The following is a 22,312-nucleotide window of genomic DNA, read 5'->3' as shown; positions in this document are numbered from 1 at the left end:
CCCCATTGCGTCAGCCGCCCAGGCACCGCGCGCGCTGGGCAGGCCGAATGGAGGACACCCGGGCCTGTCCGACGCCGCGCGGCAGGCGGGAACACTCGGACAGGCCCTATGTCTCCTGACTCCAGCGCGGAGGCGGGCTGCCCAGGCGCTTCGCCAGCGGGGGTTCCTGTGCGACGACGGCGCCCGCGCTGATGCTGACGGCGACCGCGACGGAGACCACGATCATCCAGGTCAGCAGCAGGAACACCAGGCCGAGGGAGCCGTAGTCGGCCAGGGCCCGGTTGATGGCCTTCGGCATGTACAGCGGCGCGGTGCTCGTCAGGACGGTCAGGACGACCGCCGTGATGACGGCGCCCGGCAGCAGGGGCATCCAGGTGATCCGGCCGCCGAGCAGCAGATGCGGCGTCCACCACCACAGGCCCATCTGGGTCGCCAGGGTGAGGGGGATGCCCAGCCAGGCACCCAGGCCGAATCCGTCGCGTATCGGGCCCTGCAGGACCATCGCCCCGAGCCACAGGAGGAGCCAGGCCACCCAGCGCCAGGGGGCGACGCGGGTGCCCGCTCTGGGGATCTCCCAGGCGCGCTTGCAGAGCCGCTGCAGGGCCCGGCTGACGGCGGTGGCCGAGACCAGCACCATCAGTCCGCCGACGAGGCCGGTGGCCTGCCGGAGATCCTCCGTGGTCGGCTGGAGCACCTTCTGCAGCTCGGTCTGAGCGTCACCATTCAGGCCCAGCACCGCGTGCACGGACCTGAGCAGCTGCTGCCTCAGCCACGGCGGAGCGTAGGCCGCGATCACGAACAGCAGGGGGATGACGGTGAGGAAGCACTGCGCGGCCAGCCGGGTGGCGGAGTCGAAGATGTTCACGGACACCATGCGGTCCACGAGATGGGTGACGACCGGGAACCGGGTCTCCGCCTCTCGGTGCAGCGCCTTCGCCCGGGCCACCAGCTCGGCGCTGCGCCGCTTCCACCACCCCGGCCCGGGACGCCGCTTCCCCTGTCCCTTCAACACGCCTTTCCCTTCAACACGCCTTCCCTTCGACGCGCCTTTCCGTTCGACGCTCCTCTTCCTCCGGCGCTCCTCTCCCTCCGACCAGAGTGGGGGCGGGGGCACCCGGCGGCACCCGGAGGCCGGGGCGGGGGGGCGTGCGCGGATGTGCGAGGCTCTGGGGCGCGTGCTGCAATGGCCAGGAGGGCTGACGACCGCCGACGCGGGTGGGCTGCCACGGAGCCGCGGACGGCCCCCTCCCCTGTTCCCGAGGAGTGGCCATGAACGGCATCGAAGAAATGGGCCCGGTCGACTACCTGGTGATCGAGTTCCCCGGCAACCGTATGACGGGCGAGGCGTTCCCCCTGCTGGTGGATCTGGTCGATCGCGGCCTCGTCCGGATCATCGACCTCGCCTTCCTGCGCAAGGACACCGACGGCTCGGTCGTCGCACTGGAGTTGCAGGACCTCGGCGACGAGGTCGATCTGACCGTCTTCGAGGGCGCCTCGGCCGGCGTGCTGGACCAGAGCGACCTGGAGGAGGCCGGCAACGCACTGGAGCCCGGCAACTCGGCCGCGGTGCTGGTGTACGAGAACGTGTGGGCCGCGCCCCTCGCCCGCGCGCTCAGGCGCAGCGGGGCCCAGCTCGTCGCGAGCGGCCGTATCCCGGTGCAGGCCCTGCTGGCGTCCCTGGACGCCACGGAGGAGACGACTCCCCCCGGCGGCTCCGCGGTCGCCTGAACGGCCGCGCCGACACCGGTCGCCTGAACCACGGGACCGAACACCGGTCGTCCGAACGGCCGGACCGAATCATGGGAGATGACCGCACATGCCCGGACTGCTTCGGGGCGTCGCACGCACCGCCGTCGTCGCCGGAACCGCCACCGCCGTGTCCAACCGCGTCTCGCGACGGCAGGCGGGGCGATGGGCGCAGCAGGACTACGAACAGCAGCAGGCCTATGCACAGCAGCAGGAGCCGGCGCCGCCCGCTCCTCCCGCACCGCAGCCCGCCGCCCCCGACGAGATGACCCAAAGGATCGATCAGCTCAAGCAGCTGGCCGACCTGAAGGCACAAGGGGTCCTGACGGAAGAGGAGTTCGAGAGTCAGAAGCGCCGGCTCCTGGGTGCCTGACCTCGGTCGGTGTCAGGCGTAGACCTTATCGACGAAGTCGTGGATCTGGCGGTCCGTCAGGTGCCTGGACAGATCGGCCTCGCTGATGATGCCGACGAGCCTCTTCTCCTGGATCACCGGCAGCCGGCGTATCTGGTGCGTCTCCATCTCGTCCAGCACCTGCTCCACGGTCGCGTCCGCGTCGATCCAGCGCGGCGTGCCCTGAGCCAGGTCTCCGCACGTCACCTTCGACGGATCGTGGCCCTTGGCCACGCACTTCACGACGATGTCACGGTCCGTGACGATGCCGCACAGTCGTTCGTTGGCGTCACTGACGGGCAGCGCACCCACGTTCAGACGGGCCATCAGCTGAGCGGCCCGGTCGAGGGTCTCGGTCGCCGGGATCCACTGGGCCCCGGGATGCATGATCTCTGCGGCGGTGGTCATCGGTTCAACCTCCTGGAACACACGCCCGTACGGGTGAACAAGGGCGTCCTTCTTTCACCGTACGAGCATGTCCGCGTCCCCGCGCGATGTCCCGGACCGACCGCGCCGCCCTACCGGTGCTCGGGGTTCTCGTAGTCACGGCGGCAGCCCGCGTCCCAGGCGGTGCGCTGGTTGCCGTAGGCGGGGATGCCACCGAGATCCTTCAACGACCGGGCCAGATGCAGCAGGTTCCAGGTCATGAAGGTGGTGTTGCGGTTGGTGAAGTCGTTCTCCGGACCACCCGAGCCGGGGTCGAGGTACGAGGGGCCGGGGCCCGCCTCGCCGATCCAACCGGCGTCCGCCTGGGGCGGGATGGTGTATCCGAGGTGCTGCAGGCTGTAGAGCACGTTCATGGCGCAGTGCTTGACGCCGTCCTCGTTGCCGGTGATCAGACAGCCGCCGACCTTTCCGTAGTAGGCGTACTGGCCGGCGTCGTTGAGCAGGCTGGAGCAGGCGTAGAGGCGTTCGATCACCCGCTTCGTCACCGAGCTGTTGTCGCCGAGCCAGATGGGGCCGGCCAGCACGAGGATGTCGGCCGCCATGACCTGCCGGTACAGGTCCGGCCAGGCGTCCCTCTCCCAGCCGTGCTCTCTCATGTCGGGCCACACACCGGTGGCGATGTCGTGATCCACGGCCCGGACGACATCTACGTGCACACCCTGGGCATCCAGGATGGCGGTGCTCCGGTCGATCAGTCCCTGGGTGTTGCTGACCTCCGGCGAGCGTTTGAGGGTGCAGTTGATCACCATGGCCCGCAGGTCGTCGTAGCGGGCCGGCGGTGTGTCGGTGGCGGGCGACGAAGCGGTCATGCGGTCCTCCCGGAACCCTGGCGGCACGGTGTGCGACGGCGCGTTCACATCCGGTTCCAGCCTGCGGGACGACCTTGGCGGCCGCCACCACGGTGCCTCCGGATGCCCCAGGTGTACCGCGCGGCTACCGTCGAGAAGCCCCCTCCCTCGTCCCCCGTCCTCCAGAAGGCATCCCCGGAAGGAGTGTGGTCGGCTTGGCCCGGAACCGCCGTCTGATCCTCAGCTCGCCGTCCGAGGTCTGGAGCCTGCTCGCCGACGGCCATCGCTACGGGGAGTGGGTGACCGGAACCCAGCAGGTGCTCGCCGCGGACCCGCACTGGCCCGCCGTGGGCGCACGCCTGCAAGTCCGGGTCGGCGCCGGCCCGTTGACCCTCGACGACACCTGTGTCGTCCGCATCTGCGAGCCGCGGCACCGCCTGGAGCTGGAGGCGAAGGCGGATCCCTTCGGTGCGGCCCGCATCGCCATGAACCTGATCCCCTGGGGCGAGCACACTCTCTTCGTCCTCGACTGGCACCCGCTCCGCGGCCCCGGCACCCGGATGCACGGACTCCCCGTGGACTACGTCGTCAGAATCCGCAACGGCATGATGCTGACGAAGCTGGCCCGGATCGCGCTGCGCGAACGCGGCGAACGCGCTGATGGGGACCTGCTGCACACGGGCAGCGGATGACGCCGGCCCGGCAGGGGTGACACCCTGCGCGCCCGCTGCGCTGTACGGGATGGCTCCTGTGGGGCCCGCGGTACCTCTTCCGCCCCTGACCTCCCGGCGGGGTATCGCACGCCGGGGCGGGCAGGCGCACTCCCCCTACGCCTGCCCGCCCCGTGCACCGATCCTGGGGCGAGCAAAGCGGCGAGGCGAGGGCCGCGCGGCGCCGACGCTCCCTCAGCCGAGTTCTCGGGTGAACACCTCGAAGGCCCGCTCGTCGAAAAGGACGAACCGCACCTCTTCCACGGCTGTCCGGGCGGCCCGCACCGTGTCGAGCGCGATCCGTGCCGCGTCCTCCATCGGCCATCGGTACACACCGGTGGAGATCGCCGGGAACGCGACCGTACGGGCTCCCAGCTCGTCGGCCACGCGGAGGGACTCCCGGTAGCAGGAGGCGAGCAGGTCGGAGCGGTCCTCGGAGGCGGACCAGACGGGGCCCACCGTGTGGATGACCCAGCGGGCGTCCAGATTGCCCGCCGTGGTGGCGACGGCCTGGCCCGTGGGCAGGCCCTTGCCGTAGTGGGAGGCCCGGAGTTTGCGGCACTCCTCCAGGATCGCGGGGCCGCCGCGGCGGTGGATCGCGCCGTCCACGCCTCCGCCGCCGAGCAGTGAGGAGTTGGCCGCGTTCACGATCGCGTCGGCGCTCTGCGCGGTGATGTCGCCCTGGGCCAGGGTGATGGTGGTCATGCCTGCCTCAGCCTTCTCCAGACGGCCTTCGCCGCGTTGTGCCCCGACATGCCGTGCACGCCGGGTCCCGGCGGGGTGGCCGAGGAGCAGATGAAGACGGCCGGATGGGGGGTGTGGTACGGGAACAGGGACAGTCTGGGGCGCAGCAGGAGCTGGAGTCCGGAGGCCGCGCCGCAGGCGATGTCGCCGCCGACGTAGTTGGCGTTGCGCGCGGCCATCTCGGCCGGGCCCGCGGTGGCGCGGGCGAGGATCCGGTCGCGGAAGCCGGGGGCGTACCGCTCCAGCTGGCGTTCTATGGCGTCCGTGAGGTCGCCGGTCCAGCCGTTGGGGACGTGGCCGTACGCCCAGAAGACGTGCTTGCCCTCGGGGGCGCGGGTGGGGTCGGCCACGCTGGGCTGCACGGTGATCATGAACGGCCGGTCGGGGGCACGGCCCTCGCGGGACGCGGCGCGCAGGGCGGTGCCGATCTCGGCCTTGCTCGCGCCGATCTGCACGGTGCCGGCGACCCGGGCCTCGGGGGCGGTCCACGGGACCGGGCCGTCCAGCGCGTAGTCGATCTTGAAGACGCTGGGGCCGTAGCGGTAGTGGTCGTAGTAGCCGCCGAAGCCGGCGATGCGGGCGAGCGCGGCGGGCGAGGTGTCGAAGACGTACGCGCGGGCGGGCGGCAGGTCGTCCAGGCGCTTGACCTCGTAGTCGGTGTGCACGGCCCCGCCGAGGTCCTGGAGGTAGGCGGCGAGGGCGTCGGAGATCGCCTGGGAGCCGCCGCGGGCCACGGGCCAGCCGCGGGCGTGCGCGGCCAGCGCGAAGACCAGGCCGATGGCGCTGGTGGCGAGGCCGTTCAGCGGGGCCATGACATGGGCGACGAGGCCGGAGAAGAGGGCCTTGAACCGCTCGTCGTGGAAGCGGCGCATCAGCACGGTGGAGGGCGGCAGCCCGGCCAGGCCGAAGCGGGCGAGGGTGACCGGGTCGCGCGGCAGCGCGGTCAGCGGCAGGGACATGAAGTCCTGGGCGAGCGTGTCCCACCTGGGCAGGAACGGCCTGACCAGCCTGCGGTAGGCACCCGCGTCGCGCGGGCCGAAGGAGGCGGCCGTCTCGGCGACGGAACGGGCCAGCACGGCCGCGGTGCCGTCCGGGAACGGGTGCGCCATGGGCAGGTCGGCGTGCAGCCACTGGAGGCCGTAGCGCTCCAGGGGCAGTGCGCGGAACGCGGGCGAGTTGATGCCGAGGGGGTGGGCGGCCGAGCACGGGTCGTGCCGGAAGCCGGGCAGGGTCAGCTCCTCGGTGCGGGCGCCGCCGCCGACGGTGGACCGTGCTTCGAACAGGGCGACGGAGAAGCCCCGGCGGGCCAGCTCCACAGCAGCGGTCAGTCCGTTCGGTCCCGCACCCACCACGACCGCATCGAGCATCGACGGCACCTTCGGACCCCTTCGTCAGCCGATGGCCACTCAGGTTCAGGATATGCCGGGGGACTGACACTCCCCGGGGCCGGGTGGCTCAGGCGCCGGTGCGCAGCAGGTCCACGATCCGGCGGGCGGTGCCGGCGTCCCGGGCGGCGGTGAACGGCAGCGCGTTGGCACCGGTCACACGGAACGGCTCGCCGGTGCGGGTGAGGTGGATGCCGCCCGCCTCCTCGACCAGGAGCAGGCCCGCCGCGTGGTCCCAGGCGGCCTCCCAGGAGAACGCCACGGCGTCCAACTCGCCCCGGGCTACGGCGAGATACTCCAGGCCCGCCGAGCCGCAGGGGCGCGGGGCGAGGCCGTCGGTCCACAGGGCGCGCAGCGCGTGCTTCTGCCCGTCGGTGGTGTAGTCGGGGTGGGAGGTGGCGACGGTGAGGTCACGGCCGGGTGCGGCCGGGCCCGCGAACAGCCGCTCGCCGTCGAGGAAGGCGCCCCGGCCGCGGACGGCCGTGGCGAACTGGTCGCGCGCGGCGGCGTAGGTCCAGGAGGCCAGGACGGTGCCCCGGTGCGCCAGTGCGACCAGGGTGCAGAAGCCGTCGTCGCCGTGCACGAACTGCCGGGTGCCGTCGACCGGGTCGATGATCCAGACGGGCGCCTCGCCCTGGATCGCGTCGTACGTCGCCGGGTCGGCGTGCACCGCCTCCTCGCCGACCACCACCGAGCCGGGCAGCAGTGCCCCGAGGGCTTCGGTGAGTTGCTGCTCGGCGAGCCGGTCGGCGTCGGTCACCAGGTCGTGCGGTCCGCTCTTCTGGTCCACCTCGTGCTCGGCGAGGCGGCGGAAGCGGGGCAGGATCTCGGTGGCGGCGGCCTTGCGGACCGCTTCCTCGACGTCTGCCGAGCAGCGGGTGAGAAACTCGTCGATGGTTTCCGTGTCTTGGATCATGCGTCCATGAGAACACGCGCCACTGACAATCCCCGCCCGTCCGGTGGACGCGAGGTGGAATCGGGATGAAAAGCGGGTGCCGGACCTCCGTCACCGGCCGACCGCGTATCCCTGCATCCCGCGCGGGTTCGCCGCGGCAGAGAGCACGCCGGTCTCCGGGTCCCGGGCCACCGCGCACAGGCGGCCCTCCGACCAGGCGGGGCCGACGGTGACGTCGTGGCCGCGCCGCCGCAGCTCCCCGATCACGTCCGGGTCCGTGCGGGACTCCACGGTCACGCTGCCGGGGCGGCGGCCGCGCGGGAAGAAGGAGCTGGGGAAGCTGTCGTTGTGCCAGTTCGGGGCGTCGATGGCGCCCTGCAGGTCGAGGCCGCCGCGGACCGGGGCGCGCAGGACGGCGGCGAGGAGGAAGTGCAGCTGCCACTGGTCCTGCTGGTCGCCGCCGGGCGTGCCGAACGCCAGCACCGGGACGCCGTCGCGCAGGGCCAGGGACGGGGTGAGGGTGGTGCGGGGGCGGCGGCCGGGGGTGAGGGAGTTCGGCAGCCCCTCCTCCAGCCAGGTCATCTGCAGCCGGGTGCCGAGCGGGAAGCCCAGCTCCGGCACGACCGGGTTGGACTGCAGCCAGCCGCCGCTGGGCGTGGCCGCGATCATGTTGCCCCAGCAGTCGACGACGTCCAGATGGCAGGTGTCGCCCCGGGTGCTGCCGTCGGCGGCGACCCGGGGCTCGGCGACGGTCGGCTCGCCCACGCCCATCGGCTCGAAGCCGGTGCCCTGACCGGCCTCCACGCGCGCGCGTGCCTGTGCGGGAAGGCGCGGAGCGCGTCCGCCGGGGCTGCCGGGGCGCAGCTCGTACGACGCCTTGGCGCCGACCAGGGCCCGCCGCCCGGCGTTGTAGCCGTCCGAGAGCAGCTCGGCGAGCGGCACCTCGGCCGCGTCCCCGTACCAGGCCTCGCGGTCGGCCATCGCGAGCTTGCAGCCCTCGATCAGCAGGTGGACGTAGTCGGCCGAGCCGTAGGAGGGCAGCTCGGGCGGGAGCAGGGCGAGCTGCTGGAGGAGGGCGGGGCCCTGGCTCCAGGGGCCGGCCTTGCACACGGTCCAGCCGTTCCAGTCGTACGTCACCGGCGCCTCGTAGCTCGCCGACCAGCCGGCGAGGTCGGCCGCGGTGAGGGTGCCGGTGTGCCGTTCGCCGCTGGTGTCCAGGGTGGGCCGCCGGGACTGCCGTACCAGCGCCTCGGCGATGAAGCCGGAGCGCCACACCTCGCGCGCGGCGTCGATCCGCGCCTGACGGTCACCGGCCCCGGCGGTCTCGGCGAGCAGCCGCTTCCAGGTGGCGGCGAGCGCGGGATTGCGCAGCAGCTCCCCGGGCCGGGGCGCCCTGCCGACCGGCAGGTACACCTCGGCCGAGGAAGTCCACTCGGTCTCGAACAGCTCCCGGACGCTCTCCACGGTCGCGCCGACGTTCTCCACGGGCGCGTGCCCGTGCTCGGCATACCCGATGGCGTACTTCAGGACGTCGTCGAGGGACTTGGTGCCGTGGTCGCGCAGGAGCAGCAGCCAGGCGTCGAAGGCGCCGGGCACGGCGGCCGCGAGCGGTCCGGTACCGGGTACGAGATCAAGACCGAGCCCCCGGTAGTGCGCGACCGTCGCACCGGCCGGGGCCACGCCCTGTCCGCACAGCACGCGCACCTCGCCGCCCGCCGGGGCGAGCAGGATCGGCACCTCGCCTGCGGGTCCGTTCAGGTGCGGTTCCACCACGTGCAGCACGAACGCTCCGGCCACGGCCGCGTCGAACGCGTTGCCGCCGTCCTCCAGGACCGCCATCGCCGACTGGGAGGCCAGCCAGTGGGTGGAGGACACCATGCCGAAGGTGCCCTGGAGGGTGGGCCGGGTGGTGAACTGCACGGGTCACCTCGCTGTTCGAGCAGGTCGGTCAGCAGGCTATCGAGCGGACCCGGTTCCGCTCCACGGAGGGATCTCCCCCTGGTCCGGACCCTGGTGGGCCGCAGGTTCCGGTGTGCCCGGTGCCGGACGGCCTGCCCACAGGGGCGGCGCGGGAAAGCCCGCGACGGGCGGGTACGGGGTGGCGAAGGCGGGCGCGGGGCCGGGCGGGAGGGGCGCGGGAGCGGGAGCGGTGCGGACCTGGGGGCGGCGGCGCAGCAGCCACACCACCGCTGCCGTGTACAGCGCGATGCCCGCGACGTCGAGGGGGACCAGCTGCCAGGTCGCGTCCGCCGCGGTCTCGTCGCTCTTGAGTCCGTCGACGGTGGCCGCCATGGCGCCGAAGGCGAAGAGGTTGTTGACCGTGTGCAGCACGACGGACGCCTCCAGACCGCCCGTCCGCCAGGTCAGCCAGCCCGCCGCCGCCCCGAACACCACGAGGTCGGCGAACCCCCAGGGCGTGCCCCAGCCGTGGGCGGCGGCGAACAGGACGGCCTGGGGCAGGAGTGCGAACCAGGGCGAGCGCACGAAGCCGCCGACGGCCTGCGTCAGCCAGCCCCGGAAGACGTACTCCTCGGCGGCCGCCTGCAGGGGGACCAGGACGACGAGCATGGCGAGCGCGGGCCCGAAGACCGTCCATCCCGCCCACCGGAACTCCTCGCCGCCGTCGTCGGGCAACAGGAGCATGCCGCCCGTCGACAGGGCGAGGATCGGCAGGGCCGTCAGCGCGCACAGGGCCAGCCAGCGCCATCTGAGTCGGCCGGTCACGGAGGAGAGCGTGCCCGCGGGGCGCTGCCCGATCCAGCGCACGGCCAGCAGCACGACGGGTATTCCGGCGGCGATGGCCATCAGGTCCAGGGCGGTGCCCGGGACGGCGCCGAACTCCACGAATCCGTCGGGGTCCTTGGGGTATCCCCGCCGGGAGCCCCACTCGTCGGCGACGCCGTAGAGGACGGCCAGGACGATCATGTAGACCACGGCCACGACCAGGGTCCCCACGAGCGGGCGCCACCAGCGGTGGCGCACCGAGAGCCGGGCGAGTCGGTGGTAGGGCAAGGGGTCGGGCAGCGGTGGCATCGTCATGGCCCCACTCTCTCCGGCGGCGCCCGGCCCGGACATCGCCCCGCGGCACGAACGGTGCCTCTATCGCTGGGTGGGGACCGGTCTCGATCTCAGGGCCGGTGCCCGCCGTCCGGGCCGCGCTCTACGCTCGTCGGCGAGATGGAGACGATACGCAACTGGCTTCTGCCCCTGGTGCTGGCAGCCGTACAGGGTGCCCTGATGTGGCCCGGGTTGGGCCCGGACGAGACGCCCGGCGTGCCGGGCCTGATCGCCGTCGGCTGCGCCCTGTTCGTGGAGACGGCCGCGCTGGGCCGGCGTCGGCAGGCGCCCGTGCGGGCTCTGGCGGGGGCACTGGGTGCCTACGTCCTGGGCACGGTCGCCTGGCCGGACGGCTACGTCGGCCTCGGCACGCTGGTCGCCCTGTACTCCGTCGCCGTCCGCTGTCCCCTGCCGGTGACGGTCCGGGCCGTCGCCGGGCTCGTGGGCGTCGAGTGGGTGACGTCCGCCGTACAGGACGGCTTCCGTGTCTCGTTCCTCATCCTGGCGCTTTCCCTGTCCGTGTACGGCCTGTGCGCGGGACTCGGCGAAGCGCGGCGCCAGTGGCTCGGCGGACGGCTCACCGCGGCCCGCCGGCTGGCCGGGGCGGAGCACGCCCGTCGGACGGCGGGCGACCACGAGCGCCGACGACTCGCGCGCGAACTGCACGACGTGAGTGCCCATCACCTCACCTCGGTCGTCGTCACCGTGGACGCGGCGCGCAGGCTCCAGGACAGCAGGCCGGAACTGGCCCCCGAGGCACTGTCGTTCGCGGAACGCACCGGCACCGAGACCATGGCGTCGCTGCAGCGGCTCGTCGGTCTCCTGCGCGACACCGACTGTCCGGGCCCGGCAGTCACGAGTGCCGAGATCGAGGAACTGGTCGCCGGATTCGGCCGTTTGGGCCGCCCCGTCGCCGCCCATGTCCCCGACGACCTGACCGGTCCCGCGGCCGAGGCGATCCACGGCATCGTCCGCGAGGCCCTCACCAACGCCGTGCGGCACGCCCCCGGCGCCGCCGCCCGCGTCCACGTCCGCCGGGCGGACGGCCTGCTGGAACTGACGGTGGAGAACGCGCCGCCGCGCACCTCGGCACCGCACGACACCGGCGGCCTCGGCGCGGGACGGGGCGTGGCCGGCATGCGGGAGCGGGCCGCAGCGGCCGGCGGCGAGCTGACCGCCGGTCCCGGCCCCGACGGCGGATGGCTCGTCCGCGCGACCCTGCCGGACGCCGCCGGGCCGCAGCAGCCGCCCGCGCCCGCTTGGCGGCGTCATGTCCTGCGGGAGCAGCGGCTCGCCGATCCCGCCCTCGCCCTCACCGCGATGATCCTGCCGGTGGTCACCTCGCTCGCGGTCACGGAGGACTGGTCGGAGCGGACCAGACGCGCCTCGATGCCGGAGCTGATCGTCGTGACGGTGCTGCTGGTCCTGCACGCGCTGCCGCTGTTGTGGCGCAGACGTGCCCCGGTGGCCTCCCTCGTCGCCGTGCTGGCCACGGCCTGGCTGTGGCCCGTGGCCGTCGCGGCGGTGCCCCTGCCGTCACGCGTGTCGCAGTTCCTGGTCGGGGGCGCCCTCGTGGAGCTGCTCGCGGTGTACGCGCTCGCCGCCTACGGGCGGGGGCCCTCCACCGCCTGGCCGGCGGTGATCGCGACGACCTTCGGCTCGGCCTCCGTCATCACGGCCACGGCCGCTGCCGACGGCTCGTTCGAGGGCGACCCGGTCGACGGGTTCATCGGGGTGATGGTGATCGTCCTGTGCGTCCTGCTGGCCCCCCTCTTCGCCGCCGTGTGCGGTGCGGGCCTCGTCCTGCGACGCCGGCGCCTGCGCGTGCTGGCGCACGACGACTTCGCCTTCGCCCGTTCGATGTGGCATGCACAGCAGGCCGCGGAGGCCGAACGACACCGGCTGGCCCTCACGTTGCGCGAGGCCGTACTGCACCACACGGCGTCGCTGGTCGCCCTGGCCCGGCAGGGACGGCTCGACGACGTGGCCACCACGGCCCGGGCCGCCCTCGCCGCCATGCGGGACATGCTGCACGGCCTCGGCGACGCCGGAGACGTCGCCGACCGCCTCGCTCCGTCCCCGACCGCCGCCGACCTCGAATCGCTGTGCCGCACGCTGCGCGCCGCGGGCCGCGACGTGCGGTTGCGGGGCCTGCCCGAGGCCGCGCGGGACCTTCCGCCGTCCGTGCACGTGTCGACGTACCGGATCGTCGAGGCGGCGCTCGGCGCGGGCGACCCTGGGCCGGCCCGGGTGACCCTCAGGCGGCGTCGCGGCACCGTGTCCATCACGATGACGGGCGTACCGCTCGCCGTCGTCGTCCCGGTGGCCGAACGCCTGCGGGTGCAGGCCGCCGCCGGCGAGGGACACATCGTGCTCGAACCGACCGGTACTGTACGGGTGTCGTTGCCGGCCGGACCCACTCCGGTCCCCGTCCAGGAGGTGTCCCCGTCGCCGTACGCGTGATCGTCGTCGACGACCAGGCCGTGGTCAGGGCGGGATTCGCCGCCATCGTGGACGCCGAACCCGACCTCACCGTCGTCGGCGAGGCGGGAGACGGGGCGGCGGCGGTGGCGCTGGCCGCCGCCGAGGCCCCCGACCTCGTCCTGATGGACATCCGGATGCCGGGCATGGACGGACTCACCGCGACCCGCCTGATCACCGCGCCGGCGAACGGGCCCCGGGTGCTGGTGCTCACCACCTTCGACCTCGACGAGTACGTGTACGAGGCGCTGCGCGCCGGAGCGTCCGGGTTCCTGCTGAAGGACGCCCGGCCCGAGGACCTGCTGACCGCGATCCGCATCGTCGCGGCGGGCGACGGCATCCTGGCGCCCGCCGTGACCGGGCGTCTCATCCACACCTTCGCCCAGGGCGCCCCGCGGGTCCCCGCGGCGACCGGCGCCCTCGGCCGACTCACCCCGAGGGAACGGGAGGTACTGCTGAAGATCGCCTCCGGCCTCACCAACGCCGAGATCGGAGCCGAACTCGGCGTGACCACCGGCACCGTGAAGACCCATGTGAACGCCCTGCTGTCCAAGCTGGGCCTGCGTGACCGGGTGCAGGCGACCATCCTCGCCTACGAGAGCGGACTGATCCGTCCCCGCGCGAGCCGGGAGAGCTGACCCGCATTCGCCTCGCGCGGCCCTCACCCAACTCGCGGGCAAAAAGGGACATACGGGACGTCGATCATGGGGCTCCGTCACCACACGGGCACACAGCGAGTTGGCACTTCCGCCCCACAGGGAGTCGTGTGACACTGTCGTCGCAGTCCACCCTGCGGACCCCCCTCCGCGCCCCCTCCCCCACGAGAAGTGAGCCGTGCGTTCTCTTCCTCTGCCGCTCGCCCTCACCGCGCGTCTGACGCCGGTCGCCGTGCTGGCCTGCGCCGGCTGGGCGATGTCGTCGGGCCCGGCTACGCCGTCCGCCGACAGTCACCGGTCGAGCCAGGAGACGCCCACCCATGCGGCCTCCGCTCCGTCCTCCACCGCGGCGTCGAAGTCGTACGACACCGCGCCCACCCCCTGCACCAGCGTGCCCGTGGCGACCGTCAAGTCGCTGGTGCCCGGGGCCAAGACGGCGGGCAAGGAGATCCCCTCGACCGACACCTCGCTGCGCCGCACCTGCTCCTGGAACGCCCTGCAGGGGTACGACTACCGCTGGCTCGACGTCTCCTTCGAGGTCGCCGGGTCGGAGCAGGAGGCGAAGAAGGAGTACGAGCAGCGCGTCGCCGAGAAGAGCGGCGGAGGGACGGTCCCGGGGCTCGGGGACACGGCGTACTCCATCGTGAACCTCACCACCGAGGACAAGCAGGAGACCCGCGAGGGCGTGGTGCTGGCCCGCGTCTCCAACGCGCTGGTGATCGTCACCTACAACGGCAGCGACTTCGAGTCGAAGAAGGCCCCGAGCACGGACGAGATCAACAAGGGGGCCATCAAGGCCGCGAAGAGCGCCGTGGCCGCCCTGCAGGGCGGCGGGTCCGGCTGACGGAGCGGGGCCGGCGGCCCGTCAGGACCGTACGAGCGGCCGTACCAGGTCGCGCACGTCCCGTTCGGTGACGGGCCCGGTGTGCACCTTCGCCATCCTGCCGCGGGTGTCGATGACGACCGTGAAGGGCACCCCCTGCGGCACCGAACCCCTGGGGAACGTCAGCACCTTGCGGCCGGAGGGGTCGCTGAAGCTGGGGTAGGTCAGGTGGTGGTCCTGCTGGAAGGACCGGCCGTTGACGGGCTCCGTGTCGGTGTTCAGCCCGAGCACCTGAACGCCCTCGGCGGCGAGGTGCTTCTGGGCCGCGTCGAGTTCGGGGGCCTCGGCCCGGCAGGGGCCGCACCAGGAGGCCCACGCATTGAGCACCACGACCTTGCCGCGGTAGTCGGACAGACGCAGCGGCTTGCCGTCCAGGCTGTCGCCCGCGAGGTCGGGCGCGGCCGCACGCCGGCCGGCGGGAACGGGCCCGCTCTTCTCCTCGGACGGGTCGGCGGTGGCCATGCCGGCATGGCAGGAGGCCAGCAGCAGGCAGGCTGCGGTCCACAGCAACGGTCGCGTCTTCACGAGGAAGGAGTATGTCAACCGCCCCATGAGAAACGGATCTTGGGGTGCGGTAGGTTCCGAGGCGACTGATCACCGGCTGGTGCCGGAACCACGACGCACGGGGGCTGTAGTGAGGATGCGGTACGCGGTCGGGGCCGGGGCGCTGGCGGTCCTGGTGGCCGCGGGCGGCTGGGGATGGTGGGCCGGACAGGGCAGCGGTGCGCGGTACGGGCTGCGCGCGGCCGAGCGGGCGTCCGGACCGGCGTGTACGGGCCTGGCCGGGCGCTGGCCCGGGCGACTGGACGGTCACGGCCGCGAGGGAGTGGCCGTGACCGGCGCCGAGGCCTGGGGCGGTGGCGCCGTCACGGCCCGGTGCGGGCTGGTCTCGCCCGGCCCGTCACTCGACCCGTGCATCAGCGTGAACGGCGTGGACTGGCTGCTCGAACAGGCACGGTCCCGGCAGTCGGGGAAGAAGGTCCTCGTCTCCTACGGCCGCGCCCCCGCCGTCGAGGTGACCATCTCCCCCGGCGTACGGGCCATCGACGCGGTGCTGATCGACCTGTCCAAGGCCGTCGCCCCCATCACGCAGCGGTCGCACTGCCTGGACTCCCAGGGCCACTGACGCGCCCGGCGGCTCCCGGGCCGCCCACCGCTAGGACGCCGCCTCCCTGGGCTCCTCCGCGATCCCCCGGACGATGAATTCGACTTCGGGCCCGAGTTCGACCCGGTCGCCGTCGCGCAGGCGGATCCGGGAACCCGGCTCCAGGACACGGTCGTTGACGCGGGTGCCGTTGGTGGCGCCCCACGGGACCTCGGTCAGCCAGGCCGCCCCGTCCGAGGCGTGGTCGAGGGTCGCGTGCTGGGCCGAGACCGTGTCCTCGTCGGCCAGCAGCTCGGACGCCTCGGGGGCCCAACTGCTGCTGCGCCCCAGCCGAATCTCCGAGCCGCGCGGCACGTCGAGGTGCCGGCCGCCGCCGCGGAAGACCAGCCGCACTGCGCCCCCGGCAATCCGGACCGTCCGCTGGCCCGGGAGGACCGAGGTGAGGCATGTGGGGCACTTGGCCATGCCGACGGGGACGATCGCGTCGCATCGCCCGCACTTCGTACCGACGGGCGGCCGGGAGGTGGGCGTGGCTGGGGGCGGGGGTGGGGCGAACGGGTCGACGGAAATCCAATCGTCGTCATCCAAGTCAGATGCCTCCGTCACCGGCGTCTCCCTTCTTGAGCACGACCGTCGTGTCCACCCGTCCGCTCTCGCTCTCCCGCACGTCCGTCACCACGACCGTGGTGCCCGGCCCGAGGTCGGACGCCGCGAACAGCTCCCGGGCGAGCGGATTGATGAGATGCGTCTCCAGCACCATGCCGATGCCACGGCCGCCGTTCCACTTGTCCCGGGTGCAGTGGTCCAGCAGCTCGCTGCGGGCGTTGTCCTCGATCTCCAGGACCAGTCGGTGTCCCTGGGCCAGCTGGCGCTGGATGTTGCCGAACTGCAGATCGAAGATCTTCTTGGCGGTCGCGTCGGAGATGAAGTTGAAGACGACGACGTTGCCGCCGATCCGGTTCATCAGCTCCGGCCGGCCTATGACGTTCTCGAAGTGCTTCTTGACGTTGTCCTTGACCGTTGCCTCCAACTCCTTGTAGGGCGTGCCCGGTTCGACGATCCACTCGCGTTCCTTGGTGTCCGGGTCCTGGCGCTGGACACCGAGGTTGGAGGTGAAGATGAGCACGCACTCGCTGAAGTAGGTGGTGACCCCCTGTCCGTCGGTGAGCCGGCCGTCCTCCAGCACTTGCAGGAACTTGTCGAGGATGCCCTTGTCGGCCTTCTCGATCTCGTCGAAGAGGATGACGCGGAAGGGGTTCTCCCGTACGGCGGAGGTCAGTTCGCCGCCCGCCTCGTAGCCGACGTAGCCGGGGGGTGCGCCGACGAGCCGGTCGGCGGAGTGGGCGGCCGAGAACTCGCTCATGTCGAAGCGTAGATACGCCTGGTCGCTGTCGAAGAGGACGGAGGCCACGGCCTTCGCCAGTTCCGTCTTGCCGGTACCGGTCGGCCCGGCGAAGAACAGCACACCGCGCGGCCGGTGTCCCGGGCTGGTCGCCTGCGCCCCGGAGAGCCCCAGCGCGGCACGCTTGAGGATGTCCAGGGTCATCGCCACGGCCGCCTCCTGCCCCAGCACCCGGTTGGGGATGGACCGCTCGTTGTCGGGGTCCTCCCCGTCGAGGATGCGCTGACGTATCTCGCCCCGGCTCCAGGGGTTCTTCTCCACTCCCAGCCGGTAGATCCGTACGGCGTCGGGCATGGCGGCGAACGGCATGGCGCGGGAGCGGGCGAGCTTCACGCTCTCCTCCATGGCCTGCAGGCTCATGCCGGTGGCCGCCCGGGCGAAGGCGCCGACGTACCGCGCCGTCTCCTCCGCGTCCGCGCCGGCGGGCGAGGCCGAACCGCCGCCCGATCCCTTTCCGGCGTACCGCTCGTAGCGCTCGCGCAGGAGACGGGCCATCGTCGTGCGCTCGTCCGCGTCCGGCTCGGGCACGGCGACGGCTCGGATCCGCTCACTGCCGGAGACCAGCCATCCGGGTATGTCCCGCTCCCCGTCGGCGAGCCAGATCACCGGGTTGAACCGGCCCGGTTCGCTGGGGACGACGGGAGTGCCGGTCCAGGGTTCCAGGGGCTTGGCCTCCTGGGCGAGTTTGAGGCAAGCGAGGAAGAAGTCGCGTTCGTCGGGGGTCAGCCGGGACGGGTCGGTGACGAGACGGGAGGCGTGGTCGATCACCAGCGCCACCCGCAGGGGCCGCAGCCGACGTCCGTCCCGCATCATCTCCTCGCGCTGCTCCGCCCACCCGGTGGTGATGTTCCGCAGCTGGTCCAGCACCGTCTGGCGTTGCGGCGCGGTCTGGCCGGGGAACTCGCGGGGCCCCTGCAGCAGTTCCTCGAGGGCGGTCTGTGTCTCGCCGTCAGCGACCGCCGCCACGCGGAAGCCGCCCACCTGGTCGCAGAGCACCAGCGCCTGGTAGCCGATCTCCCGCAGCGGGTTCCACAGCACGTCGAGCAGCGGGTAGAACCTGTCCCGGCCGCGCCGGCCCACCAGGTGCAGGTCACGGATGTTGCCGTGCAGGACGTACTGCGCGTGTACTCCGAGTGTTCCGATCAGCTCCTCCACGAAGGGCGGGAGCCGGTCTTCCTTGGACAGGTCCATCGTTCCTCCCCGTTGCACGCGGATGCGGGCCGCGTGCGGGCATGGTGCTCAGTGGTGGTCTCGGCGGCGTTCGTCGCCGTTGACGGTCTTGTGTCGTGGAGCGTGCCGGGGCTCGTTCGCCGGCTGGCCGGTGTTCTGTTCGCGCAGCTTGTCGACCGTCACTGCGCCGTCCCCCAGCACGCCCGGCAGCGCTCCTTCGGTCCGTACCTCGAACTCGAGGCCCAGTCCCAGTCCCTGGGTGATCTGCTGGAACTCGGCGAGCCGCTTGTGGGTCTCGGCGCAGCGGGCGTCGTCGAGGGCGCGCTGCTCGGGGGTCCGCTCCCCGGGCTCGCCGTGGTACATGGTCGCCACGCTCAGCGCACCGTCGACCAGGGTCGCCCTGAGCCAGTGATCGGGCTCCCAGCCGTCCGGCGTCCAGTCGAGGCGAATCTCCTGCCCCTCGGGCCGGCCGGCCTCGGTGTGCCCGCCGAACCTCCTGGCCAGTTCCTCGACGGCGCCGGCGCACTGTTCCCGGACGTAGATGGCCTCCAGTGCGCAGCGGCGCTCGTCCACGGCGCGTTCGACCAGGTCTCGTTCGTCCTTGCTCAGCGGGACGCCGTCCTCCAGGGTCCGCCGGAGCAGTTCCACAGCCTCCGGTGCCGGGGCGAGGTCCTCCGCGCCCTCCGGGGTCTCGTAGACGAGGAAGTCGTAGTGCAGCGCGGCGCGTTCCTGGGCCTCCCGGGTCAGGCGCGCGTCCTTGTTGGCGTCGCGGACGTACTTGCGCGCCTCGTTGAGGTGGATGCGCGCCCGCCGGGGGTCGTCGGCCGCGCGGCGCACGGCGTGCCGGACGGCCCCCGCGGCGAGTTCGGCGGCCTCGGAGACGGCGTGCGGGTCCAGCTCTCCGAGGATCTCCGCCCCGGTCCGGCGGACCTCCTCCACGTCCAGGCCGGGCTGGGGGCGCGGGCCGGGGGCCGGCCGGGACGTCGGTCGTCCCTCGGCCTCGGCGGTGCGCTCCGCGGAGAACCGCCGCAGCGCCCGCTGCCGGCTCTCGCGCAGGGCGCGCTGAAAGGCGTCGTCCTCCTCGTCCAGCCGCAGTTCCGCGCCGAGCCGCTGCTGCTCCCACGCCGCGTGCCGTTCCTCCGCCCGGCGCACGGCCTCCTCGCTGCGGGCCAGTTCCTGCCGCAGGTCGCACAGTCGCTCGTCGACGGGCTCCAGCGGCGGTGGCAGGTCGGGGCGCGGCGGGGCTCCGGCCGGGCCGCCCGCGGCCGTGGCCCGGGCCACCCGCGCCAGCAGGGCGCGCCTGCGGGCGTTGATCCGGACGGCGGCGAACGCGGCGGCCTGCCACTGCTCGGCGGCCGTCGCGGCCAGCTCCTGCTGCCGCTCCAGGCAGCGCTGCTCCTCCGCGGCCCGCACCGCCGCTGCGGCGAGGACACGGGTGGTGAGCAGGGCGGCCCGGCCGGCGAGCAGGACGCCGCTGAGTGAACCGAGGACCTGAAGCGCCGCGTCGGCGGCCTGATGCACCGCGTGCCCGGCCGCGTCGGCGACGTGGGAGGAGACGTGGGCGACCGGGTCGTGCAGGTGGAGCATGCCGGTGTGCGGCACTGCCTGGGGGTCGATGGGCGGCGGAGGCGGCGGGAAGGTCACGGCGGGTGCCACCGCAGTCACCGTCGGGAAGGCGAGACCCGAACTCATGCCTGTCCTCCTGTGCTTTCGGACTTCGTGTCGTCTGTCGTCGCGGACTGCGGGCGGCCCGCTCGCCGTGTCCGGTGTTCACGGAGCCCGCGCCACCGGTCCAGGAGTCGGTGCGGGCTCCACCGGTACCACCGGTCGCCCGCCCGCCGCCTGCGGCGCTCATGGCGCCCGTGCCACCACCAGACCAGAAGACGACGCAGGCTCCACTCGGGCCGGGGGTCGTGCGGCAGTTGGCCGGCCCGCAGCCTCCGGCGCTCATGGCGCCCGCGCCACCACCACGCCAGAAGGCTGGGCAGGTTCCACCAAGGCGGCCGCCGGCCCGCCCGCAGCCTCCGGCGCTCATGGCGCCCGCGCCACCAGGCCAGGAGGCGGCGCAGGCTCCACTCGGTCTCGGGGTCGCGCGGGTGCCGCAGACGCCACCACGCCCGGCAGCGGCGCACGCTCCACACGGCGACGGCGACGGCCGAGGCCAGCGGCCACACCCAGGGTGCGAGGGCGATCGCGTAGAAGCCCAGGAAGACGGCGAGCATGAGCAGCGCCGCCGTGATGAAGCGGCCGGCCCGGGTGCGGGCCAGCCGGGCGGGGCGCTCCGCGTTGCGGATCAGGAGGCCTGCCAGCGATCTTTCCGGGTGGTAGAAGGGCGGGCCGATGTACACGGCGGTCCACAGCTCCACCCCGAAGACGAACGCGGCCGCGGGCAGTGCCTCGAGCCAGGCCGTCACCACGGCATCCTGGGAGGCGCGGCCCAGCACGTCGGCGAAGCCGATGACGAAGGTCCACGGGGCCGTGACGACCGTCGCGCCGAGCAGGGCCCAGCCCAGGGTGGGCAGGCGGTCCATCCGCCGCAGTACGTCGCGGAGCCCGTCCTGGTCCGCCGCGAAGATCCGCGCGCTCTCCTCGACGACGCGCCGCTGCCTCAGCTCTTGCGCCGCGGTCTCCGCGTGGCGGGAGAGGAGGTGGGCGGCGAGCAGGCGCAGGTCGTCCTGCTGGGCGTCGAGCAGCGCGTCGAACCAGGGAACGCGTTCCAGGAACTGTGCGCGCCTGCGCAGCACCGCGTCGGTGAGCCGGCTCCTGGTGCGTTCCGGTTCGCGCGCCAGCTGCAGGAGCCAGGCGTCCACCGCCACGGTCTGCCGCAGGGCCGCCCGGGCTCCGCGGACCCGGCCGGTCTCGTGGCCGCGCGCCAACTCCCGGACCGTGGGCTCCCACCGGGCGCGCAGGGTGCGCCACGCGCGGTCGGTCTCGTCCAGTCCGCTGCCGCCCGGCCGCTGGGCGAGTCCGGTCAGGACGGCGGGCTGGTCCGCCAGGTGCCGGATCAGGGCGACGGCGTCGGCGTTCCCGTCCCTGGCCCCCTGGCACAGCAGGCGCATGCTCCGTACGTCCAGATCCGCTCCGTGCCAGGAGACGTCGAGGAGGGGACCGAGCCAGTTCAGGAGCTGTACCAGGACGGCGACGGACGGCGGTTGCGCCAGTTCGTCCAGCAGGGTCTTGAGCCGGCGCAGCTCCTCGGGGCTGCGGTCGCCGGTGGTCTCGAACTGGCGCAGCCAGACGACGAGTCGGGCCCGGTCGTCGTCGGCGGCCAGCATGCGTGCCGCGGAGACGTGGTTCTGGTCCAGATGGAGGGCGAGAGCGTCGGTGCCGGTGAACTCCTGGCCCATGAACGGGAAGGGCTGGATCACGGGGCGCGTCGTGTCGTCGTCGAAGATCCGCTCGTCGGTGCGCGGGGCGACGTCGGGGTCCTTGCCCTCCAGCCAGTCCCGCACCTTCTCGGCGTCCCAGCGGTTCTCGGGCGCCCGGGTGAGCAGGCCCTCGCAGAGCCGGCGGGTCCTTCGGTGCTCGATGCCACCGAGGTCGGGGTCGTGCGTGGCGATCTCCCGCAGGACCTCCTCGTCGCGGCGGAAGTCGATGGGGTGCTTGCCGAGGGCGAGTTGGGCGATCACCATGCCGAGCGACCACCAGTCGCCGGCCTCGGAGACGGTCTGCCGCAGCAGCCCCGCCTCCGGCGCGAGATAGAGGGGCTTGCCACGCCAGTCGGTGCGGGGCTCCTCGGCCTCCTCGGGCCGGTGGACGGCGGCGCCGAAGTCGATGAGGACGAGGTCGGCCGTGTCGGCGCGGCGGGTCTGCACCATGATGTTGTCGGGGGTGATGTCCCGGTGCACGACGCCCCGTTCATGGAGGGCGGTGACGGCGTCGTACAGCTGGCTCACCATGGTCTTCACGCCCTCGGGGCCTAACCCGCGGGGGTGGTCGGCGTGGTACCTCTCCAGGGTCTCCTCGCCGTGCGACCAGTACAGGTGCCAGGGGTGTCCGTGCGCCTCGCCGGTCTCCAGGAGCCGTTCCAGGTGGGGGGCGGACTGCTCGCCGAGTTCCCTCAACTCCTGCTCGACGTCCGGCTCGGGGGCGTGCAGCCGGTGGTACCACTTGAGGACCAGGGGTATCTCGGCCGCTCCGTGACGGGCCGTCTGGTCGCGCACCCTCAGCACCACGGCCTCGGCGGGGCGCCGTGCGCCGGACAGCACGGCGACGAGCGGGAACCTGTCCGCCAGTTCAGGGGGCACGTCGGAGAGGACCGGACGTGTCTCCACGGCCCGGGCATTGGTGAACCCGCCGTCATCGGGATCGACGACTCGGGTGGGCGGCGTGCTCATCGACTTCCGACCTTCCAGGAAACGCGCTGGGTGCGCCACAGGGGCACGGCGCGGAACGAATCGGCCCGATGCGCAAGTCGCGGGACGATGAAGATATCCGAAATCCCTTCGTGCG

The 22,312-nt window shown here is 72.9% G+C and carries 20 protein-coding genes; 7 read left to right on the top strand and 13 right to left on the bottom strand.

The window, feature by feature from the left end:
* Window positions 1–106: 106 nt before the first annotated feature.
* Window positions 107–1,012, bottom strand: a complete 906-nt coding sequence (locus tag ACFYZZ_RS04555) for a YhjD/YihY/BrkB family envelope integrity protein (RefSeq protein WP_389171443.1) — start codon at window positions 1,010–1,012, stop codon at window positions 107–109.
* A 257-nt stretch (window positions 1,013–1,269) separates the two neighbouring features.
* Between ACFYZZ_RS04555 and ACFYZZ_RS04550 the strand changes: the two genes are divergently transcribed.
* Together ACFYZZ_RS04550 and ACFYZZ_RS04545 are read left to right on the top strand one after the other, a co-directional pair.
* Complete coding sequence (locus ACFYZZ_RS04550; RefSeq protein WP_389171442.1) at window positions 1,270–1,728, top strand: DUF6325 family protein; 459 nt, start codon at window positions 1,270–1,272, stop codon at window positions 1,726–1,728.
* Window positions 1,729–1,816: 88 nt separating this feature from the next.
* The gene (locus ACFYZZ_RS04545) at window positions 1,817–2,119 is read left to right on the top strand and encodes an SHOCT domain-containing protein (RefSeq protein ID WP_389171439.1); all 303 of its coding nucleotides are present in this window, start codon (window positions 1,817–1,819) and stop codon (window positions 2,117–2,119) included.
* Window positions 2,120–2,131: 12 nt separating this feature from the next.
* Here ACFYZZ_RS04545 and ACFYZZ_RS04540 read toward each other — a convergent pair whose 3' ends face one another.
* Window positions 2,132–2,545 carry a CBS domain-containing protein gene (locus ACFYZZ_RS04540; RefSeq protein WP_389171436.1) on the bottom strand — a complete coding sequence of 138 codons (414 nt, stop codon included), beginning with the start codon at window positions 2,543–2,545 and terminating at the stop codon, window positions 2,132–2,134.
* Window positions 2,546–2,655: 110 nt separating this feature from the next.
* Window positions 2,656–3,393, bottom strand: coding sequence for a flavodoxin family protein (locus ACFYZZ_RS04535; protein ID WP_389171434.1), 738 nt, complete (start codon window positions 3,391–3,393; stop codon window positions 2,656–2,658).
* Window positions 3,394–3,587: 194 nt separating this feature from the next.
* Here ACFYZZ_RS04535 and ACFYZZ_RS04530 point away from each other — a divergent pair, with 194 nt between their 5' ends.
* Window positions 3,588–4,064, top strand: a complete 477-nt coding sequence (locus ACFYZZ_RS04530; RefSeq protein ID WP_389171431.1) for an SRPBCC family protein — start codon at window positions 3,588–3,590, stop codon at window positions 4,062–4,064.
* A gap of 213 nt (window positions 4,065–4,277) precedes the next feature.
* On the opposite strand, the gene ACFYZZ_RS04525 is transcribed toward ACFYZZ_RS04530, so the two are convergent.
* The 5 genes from ACFYZZ_RS04525 to ACFYZZ_RS04505 form a co-directional block, all read right to left on the bottom strand.
* Window positions 4,278–4,787: an O-acetyl-ADP-ribose deacetylase gene (locus ACFYZZ_RS04525; protein WP_389171429.1), complete on the bottom strand. Its 510-nt coding sequence runs from the start codon at window positions 4,785–4,787 to the stop codon at window positions 4,278–4,280.
* The gene (locus ACFYZZ_RS04520; protein ID WP_389171426.1) at window positions 4,784–6,193 is read right to left on the bottom strand and encodes a phytoene desaturase family protein; all 1,410 of its coding nucleotides are present in this window, start codon (window positions 6,191–6,193) and stop codon (window positions 4,784–4,786) included. Before ACFYZZ_RS04520 ends, ACFYZZ_RS04525 begins: the two co-directional genes overlap by 4 nt.
* Window positions 6,194–6,281: 88 nt before the next feature.
* A complete protein-coding gene (locus tag ACFYZZ_RS04515; RefSeq protein ID WP_389171425.1) occupies window positions 6,282–7,127 on the bottom strand; it encodes an inositol monophosphatase family protein in 846 nt (281 codons plus the stop codon).
* A gap of 90 nt (window positions 7,128–7,217) precedes the next feature.
* Window positions 7,218–8,984: a gamma-glutamyltransferase family protein gene (locus tag ACFYZZ_RS04510; protein WP_389172022.1), complete on the bottom strand. Its 1,767-nt coding sequence runs from the start codon at window positions 8,982–8,984 to the stop codon at window positions 7,218–7,220.
* A gap of 78 nt (window positions 8,985–9,062) precedes the next feature.
* Entirely contained in the window at window positions 9,063–10,145 is a 1,083-nt protein-coding gene (locus ACFYZZ_RS04505) for a CPBP family intramembrane glutamic endopeptidase (RefSeq protein ID WP_389171422.1), read from the bottom strand.
* Between the two features lie 138 nt (window positions 10,146–10,283).
* On the opposite strand from ACFYZZ_RS04505, the gene ACFYZZ_RS04500 reads away from it, so the two are divergent.
* The 3 genes from ACFYZZ_RS04500 to ACFYZZ_RS04490 all read left to right on the top strand — a co-directional run bounded on the left by ACFYZZ_RS04500 (window position 10,284) and on the right by ACFYZZ_RS04490 (window position 14,144).
* Window positions 10,284–12,626 (top strand): histidine kinase, encoded by a 2,343-nt coding sequence (locus ACFYZZ_RS04500; RefSeq protein ID WP_389171420.1) that lies wholly within the window; start codon window positions 10,284–10,286, stop codon window positions 12,624–12,626.
* A complete protein-coding gene (locus ACFYZZ_RS04495; protein ID WP_389171417.1) occupies window positions 12,623–13,282 on the top strand; it encodes a response regulator in 660 nt (219 codons plus the stop codon). Before ACFYZZ_RS04500 ends, ACFYZZ_RS04495 begins: the two co-directional genes overlap by 4 nt.
* Before the next feature lie 196 nt (window positions 13,283–13,478).
* The gene (locus ACFYZZ_RS04490; RefSeq protein WP_389171415.1) at window positions 13,479–14,144 is read left to right on the top strand and encodes a hypothetical protein; all 666 of its coding nucleotides are present in this window, start codon (window positions 13,479–13,481) and stop codon (window positions 14,142–14,144) included.
* A gap of 21 nt (window positions 14,145–14,165) precedes the next feature.
* Here the strand turns inward: ACFYZZ_RS04490 and ACFYZZ_RS04485 are convergent, their stop codons facing one another.
* Window positions 14,166–14,708 (bottom strand): TlpA family protein disulfide reductase, encoded by a 543-nt coding sequence (locus tag ACFYZZ_RS04485; RefSeq protein WP_389171413.1) that lies wholly within the window; start codon window positions 14,706–14,708, stop codon window positions 14,166–14,168.
* A 115-nt stretch (window positions 14,709–14,823) separates the two neighbouring features.
* On the opposite strand from ACFYZZ_RS04485, the gene ACFYZZ_RS04480 reads away from it, so the two are divergent.
* Entirely contained in the window at window positions 14,824–15,309 is a 486-nt protein-coding gene (locus tag ACFYZZ_RS04480) for a DUF3515 family protein (RefSeq protein WP_389171410.1), read from the top strand.
* A 30-nt stretch (window positions 15,310–15,339) separates the two neighbouring features.
* Here ACFYZZ_RS04480 and ACFYZZ_RS04475 read toward each other — a convergent pair whose 3' ends face one another.
* From ACFYZZ_RS04475 to ACFYZZ_RS04460, 4 genes are read right to left on the bottom strand one after another with little or no spacing between them, the layout of a single operon-like run.
* Window positions 15,340–15,876 (bottom strand): FHA domain-containing protein, encoded by a 537-nt coding sequence (locus ACFYZZ_RS04475; protein ID WP_389171407.1) that lies wholly within the window; start codon window positions 15,874–15,876, stop codon window positions 15,340–15,342.
* A gap of 1 nt (window position 15,877) precedes the next feature.
* Window positions 15,878–17,881 (bottom strand): AAA family ATPase, encoded by a 2,004-nt coding sequence (locus ACFYZZ_RS04470; RefSeq protein ID WP_389171404.1) that lies wholly within the window; start codon window positions 17,879–17,881, stop codon window positions 15,878–15,880.
* A gap of 48 nt (window positions 17,882–17,929) precedes the next feature.
* Window positions 17,930–19,552 carry a hypothetical protein gene (locus tag ACFYZZ_RS04465; RefSeq protein ID WP_389171402.1) on the bottom strand — a complete coding sequence of 541 codons (1,623 nt, stop codon included), beginning with the start codon at window positions 19,550–19,552 and terminating at the stop codon, window positions 17,930–17,932.
* Window positions 19,549–22,197 (bottom strand): protein kinase, encoded by a 2,649-nt coding sequence (locus ACFYZZ_RS04460; protein WP_389171399.1) that lies wholly within the window; start codon window positions 22,195–22,197, stop codon window positions 19,549–19,551. The genes ACFYZZ_RS04465 and ACFYZZ_RS04460 overlap by 4 nt, the downstream gene beginning before the upstream one ends.
* Window positions 22,198–22,312 lie beyond the last annotated feature (115 nt).

The organism is Streptomyces sp. NPDC001816, assembly GCF_042892235.1.
GTDB lineage: Bacteria > Actinomycetota > Actinomycetes > Streptomycetales > Streptomycetaceae > Streptomyces.
Note: the sequence above shows the minus strand (reverse complement) of the source record. Positions and strands in the feature narration are given on the sequence as shown.

Coding starts and splice junctions, on each gene's coding strand:
- ACFYZZ_RS04550 (WP_389171442.1), top strand. CDS start 1,270: ATGAACGGCATCGAAGAAATGGGCCCGGTCGACTACCTGGTGATCGAG.
- ACFYZZ_RS04545 (WP_389171439.1), top strand. CDS start 1,817: ATGCCCGGACTGCTTCGGGGCGTCGCACGCACCGCCGTCGTCGCCGGA.
- ACFYZZ_RS04540 (WP_389171436.1), bottom strand. CDS start 2,545: ATGACCACCGCCGCAGAGATCATGCATCCCGGGGCCCAGTGGATCCCG.
- ACFYZZ_RS04535 (WP_389171434.1), bottom strand. CDS start 3,393: ATGACCGCTTCGTCGCCCGCCACCGACACACCGCCGGCCCGCTACGAC.
- ACFYZZ_RS04525 (WP_389171429.1), bottom strand. CDS start 4,787: ATGACCACCATCACCCTGGCCCAGGGCGACATCACCGCGCAGAGCGCC.
- ACFYZZ_RS04520 (WP_389171426.1), bottom strand. CDS start 6,193: ATGCTCGATGCGGTCGTGGTGGGTGCGGGACCGAACGGACTGACCGCT.
- ACFYZZ_RS04515 (WP_389171425.1), bottom strand. CDS start 7,127: ATGATCCAAGACACGGAAACCATCGACGAGTTTCTCACCCGCTGCTCG.
- ACFYZZ_RS04510 (WP_389172022.1), bottom strand. CDS start 8,984: ATGGTGTCCTCCACCCACTGGCTGGCCTCCCAGTCGGCGATGGCGGTC.
- ACFYZZ_RS04505 (WP_389171422.1), bottom strand. CDS start 10,145: ATGACGATGCCACCGCTGCCCGACCCCTTGCCCTACCACCGACTCGCC.
- ACFYZZ_RS04500 (WP_389171420.1), top strand. CDS start 10,284: ATGGAGACGATACGCAACTGGCTTCTGCCCCTGGTGCTGGCAGCCGTA.
- ACFYZZ_RS04480 (WP_389171410.1), top strand. CDS start 14,824: ATGCGGTACGCGGTCGGGGCCGGGGCGCTGGCGGTCCTGGTGGCCGCG.
- ACFYZZ_RS04470 (WP_389171404.1), bottom strand. CDS start 17,881: ATGGACCTGTCCAAGGAAGACCGGCTCCCGCCCTTCGTGGAGGAGCTG.
- ACFYZZ_RS04465 (WP_389171402.1), bottom strand. CDS start 19,552: ATGAGTTCGGGTCTCGCCTTCCCGACGGTGACTGCGGTGGCACCCGCC.
- ACFYZZ_RS04460 (WP_389171399.1), bottom strand. CDS start 22,197: ATGAGCACGCCGCCCACCCGAGTCGTCGATCCCGATGACGGCGGGTTC.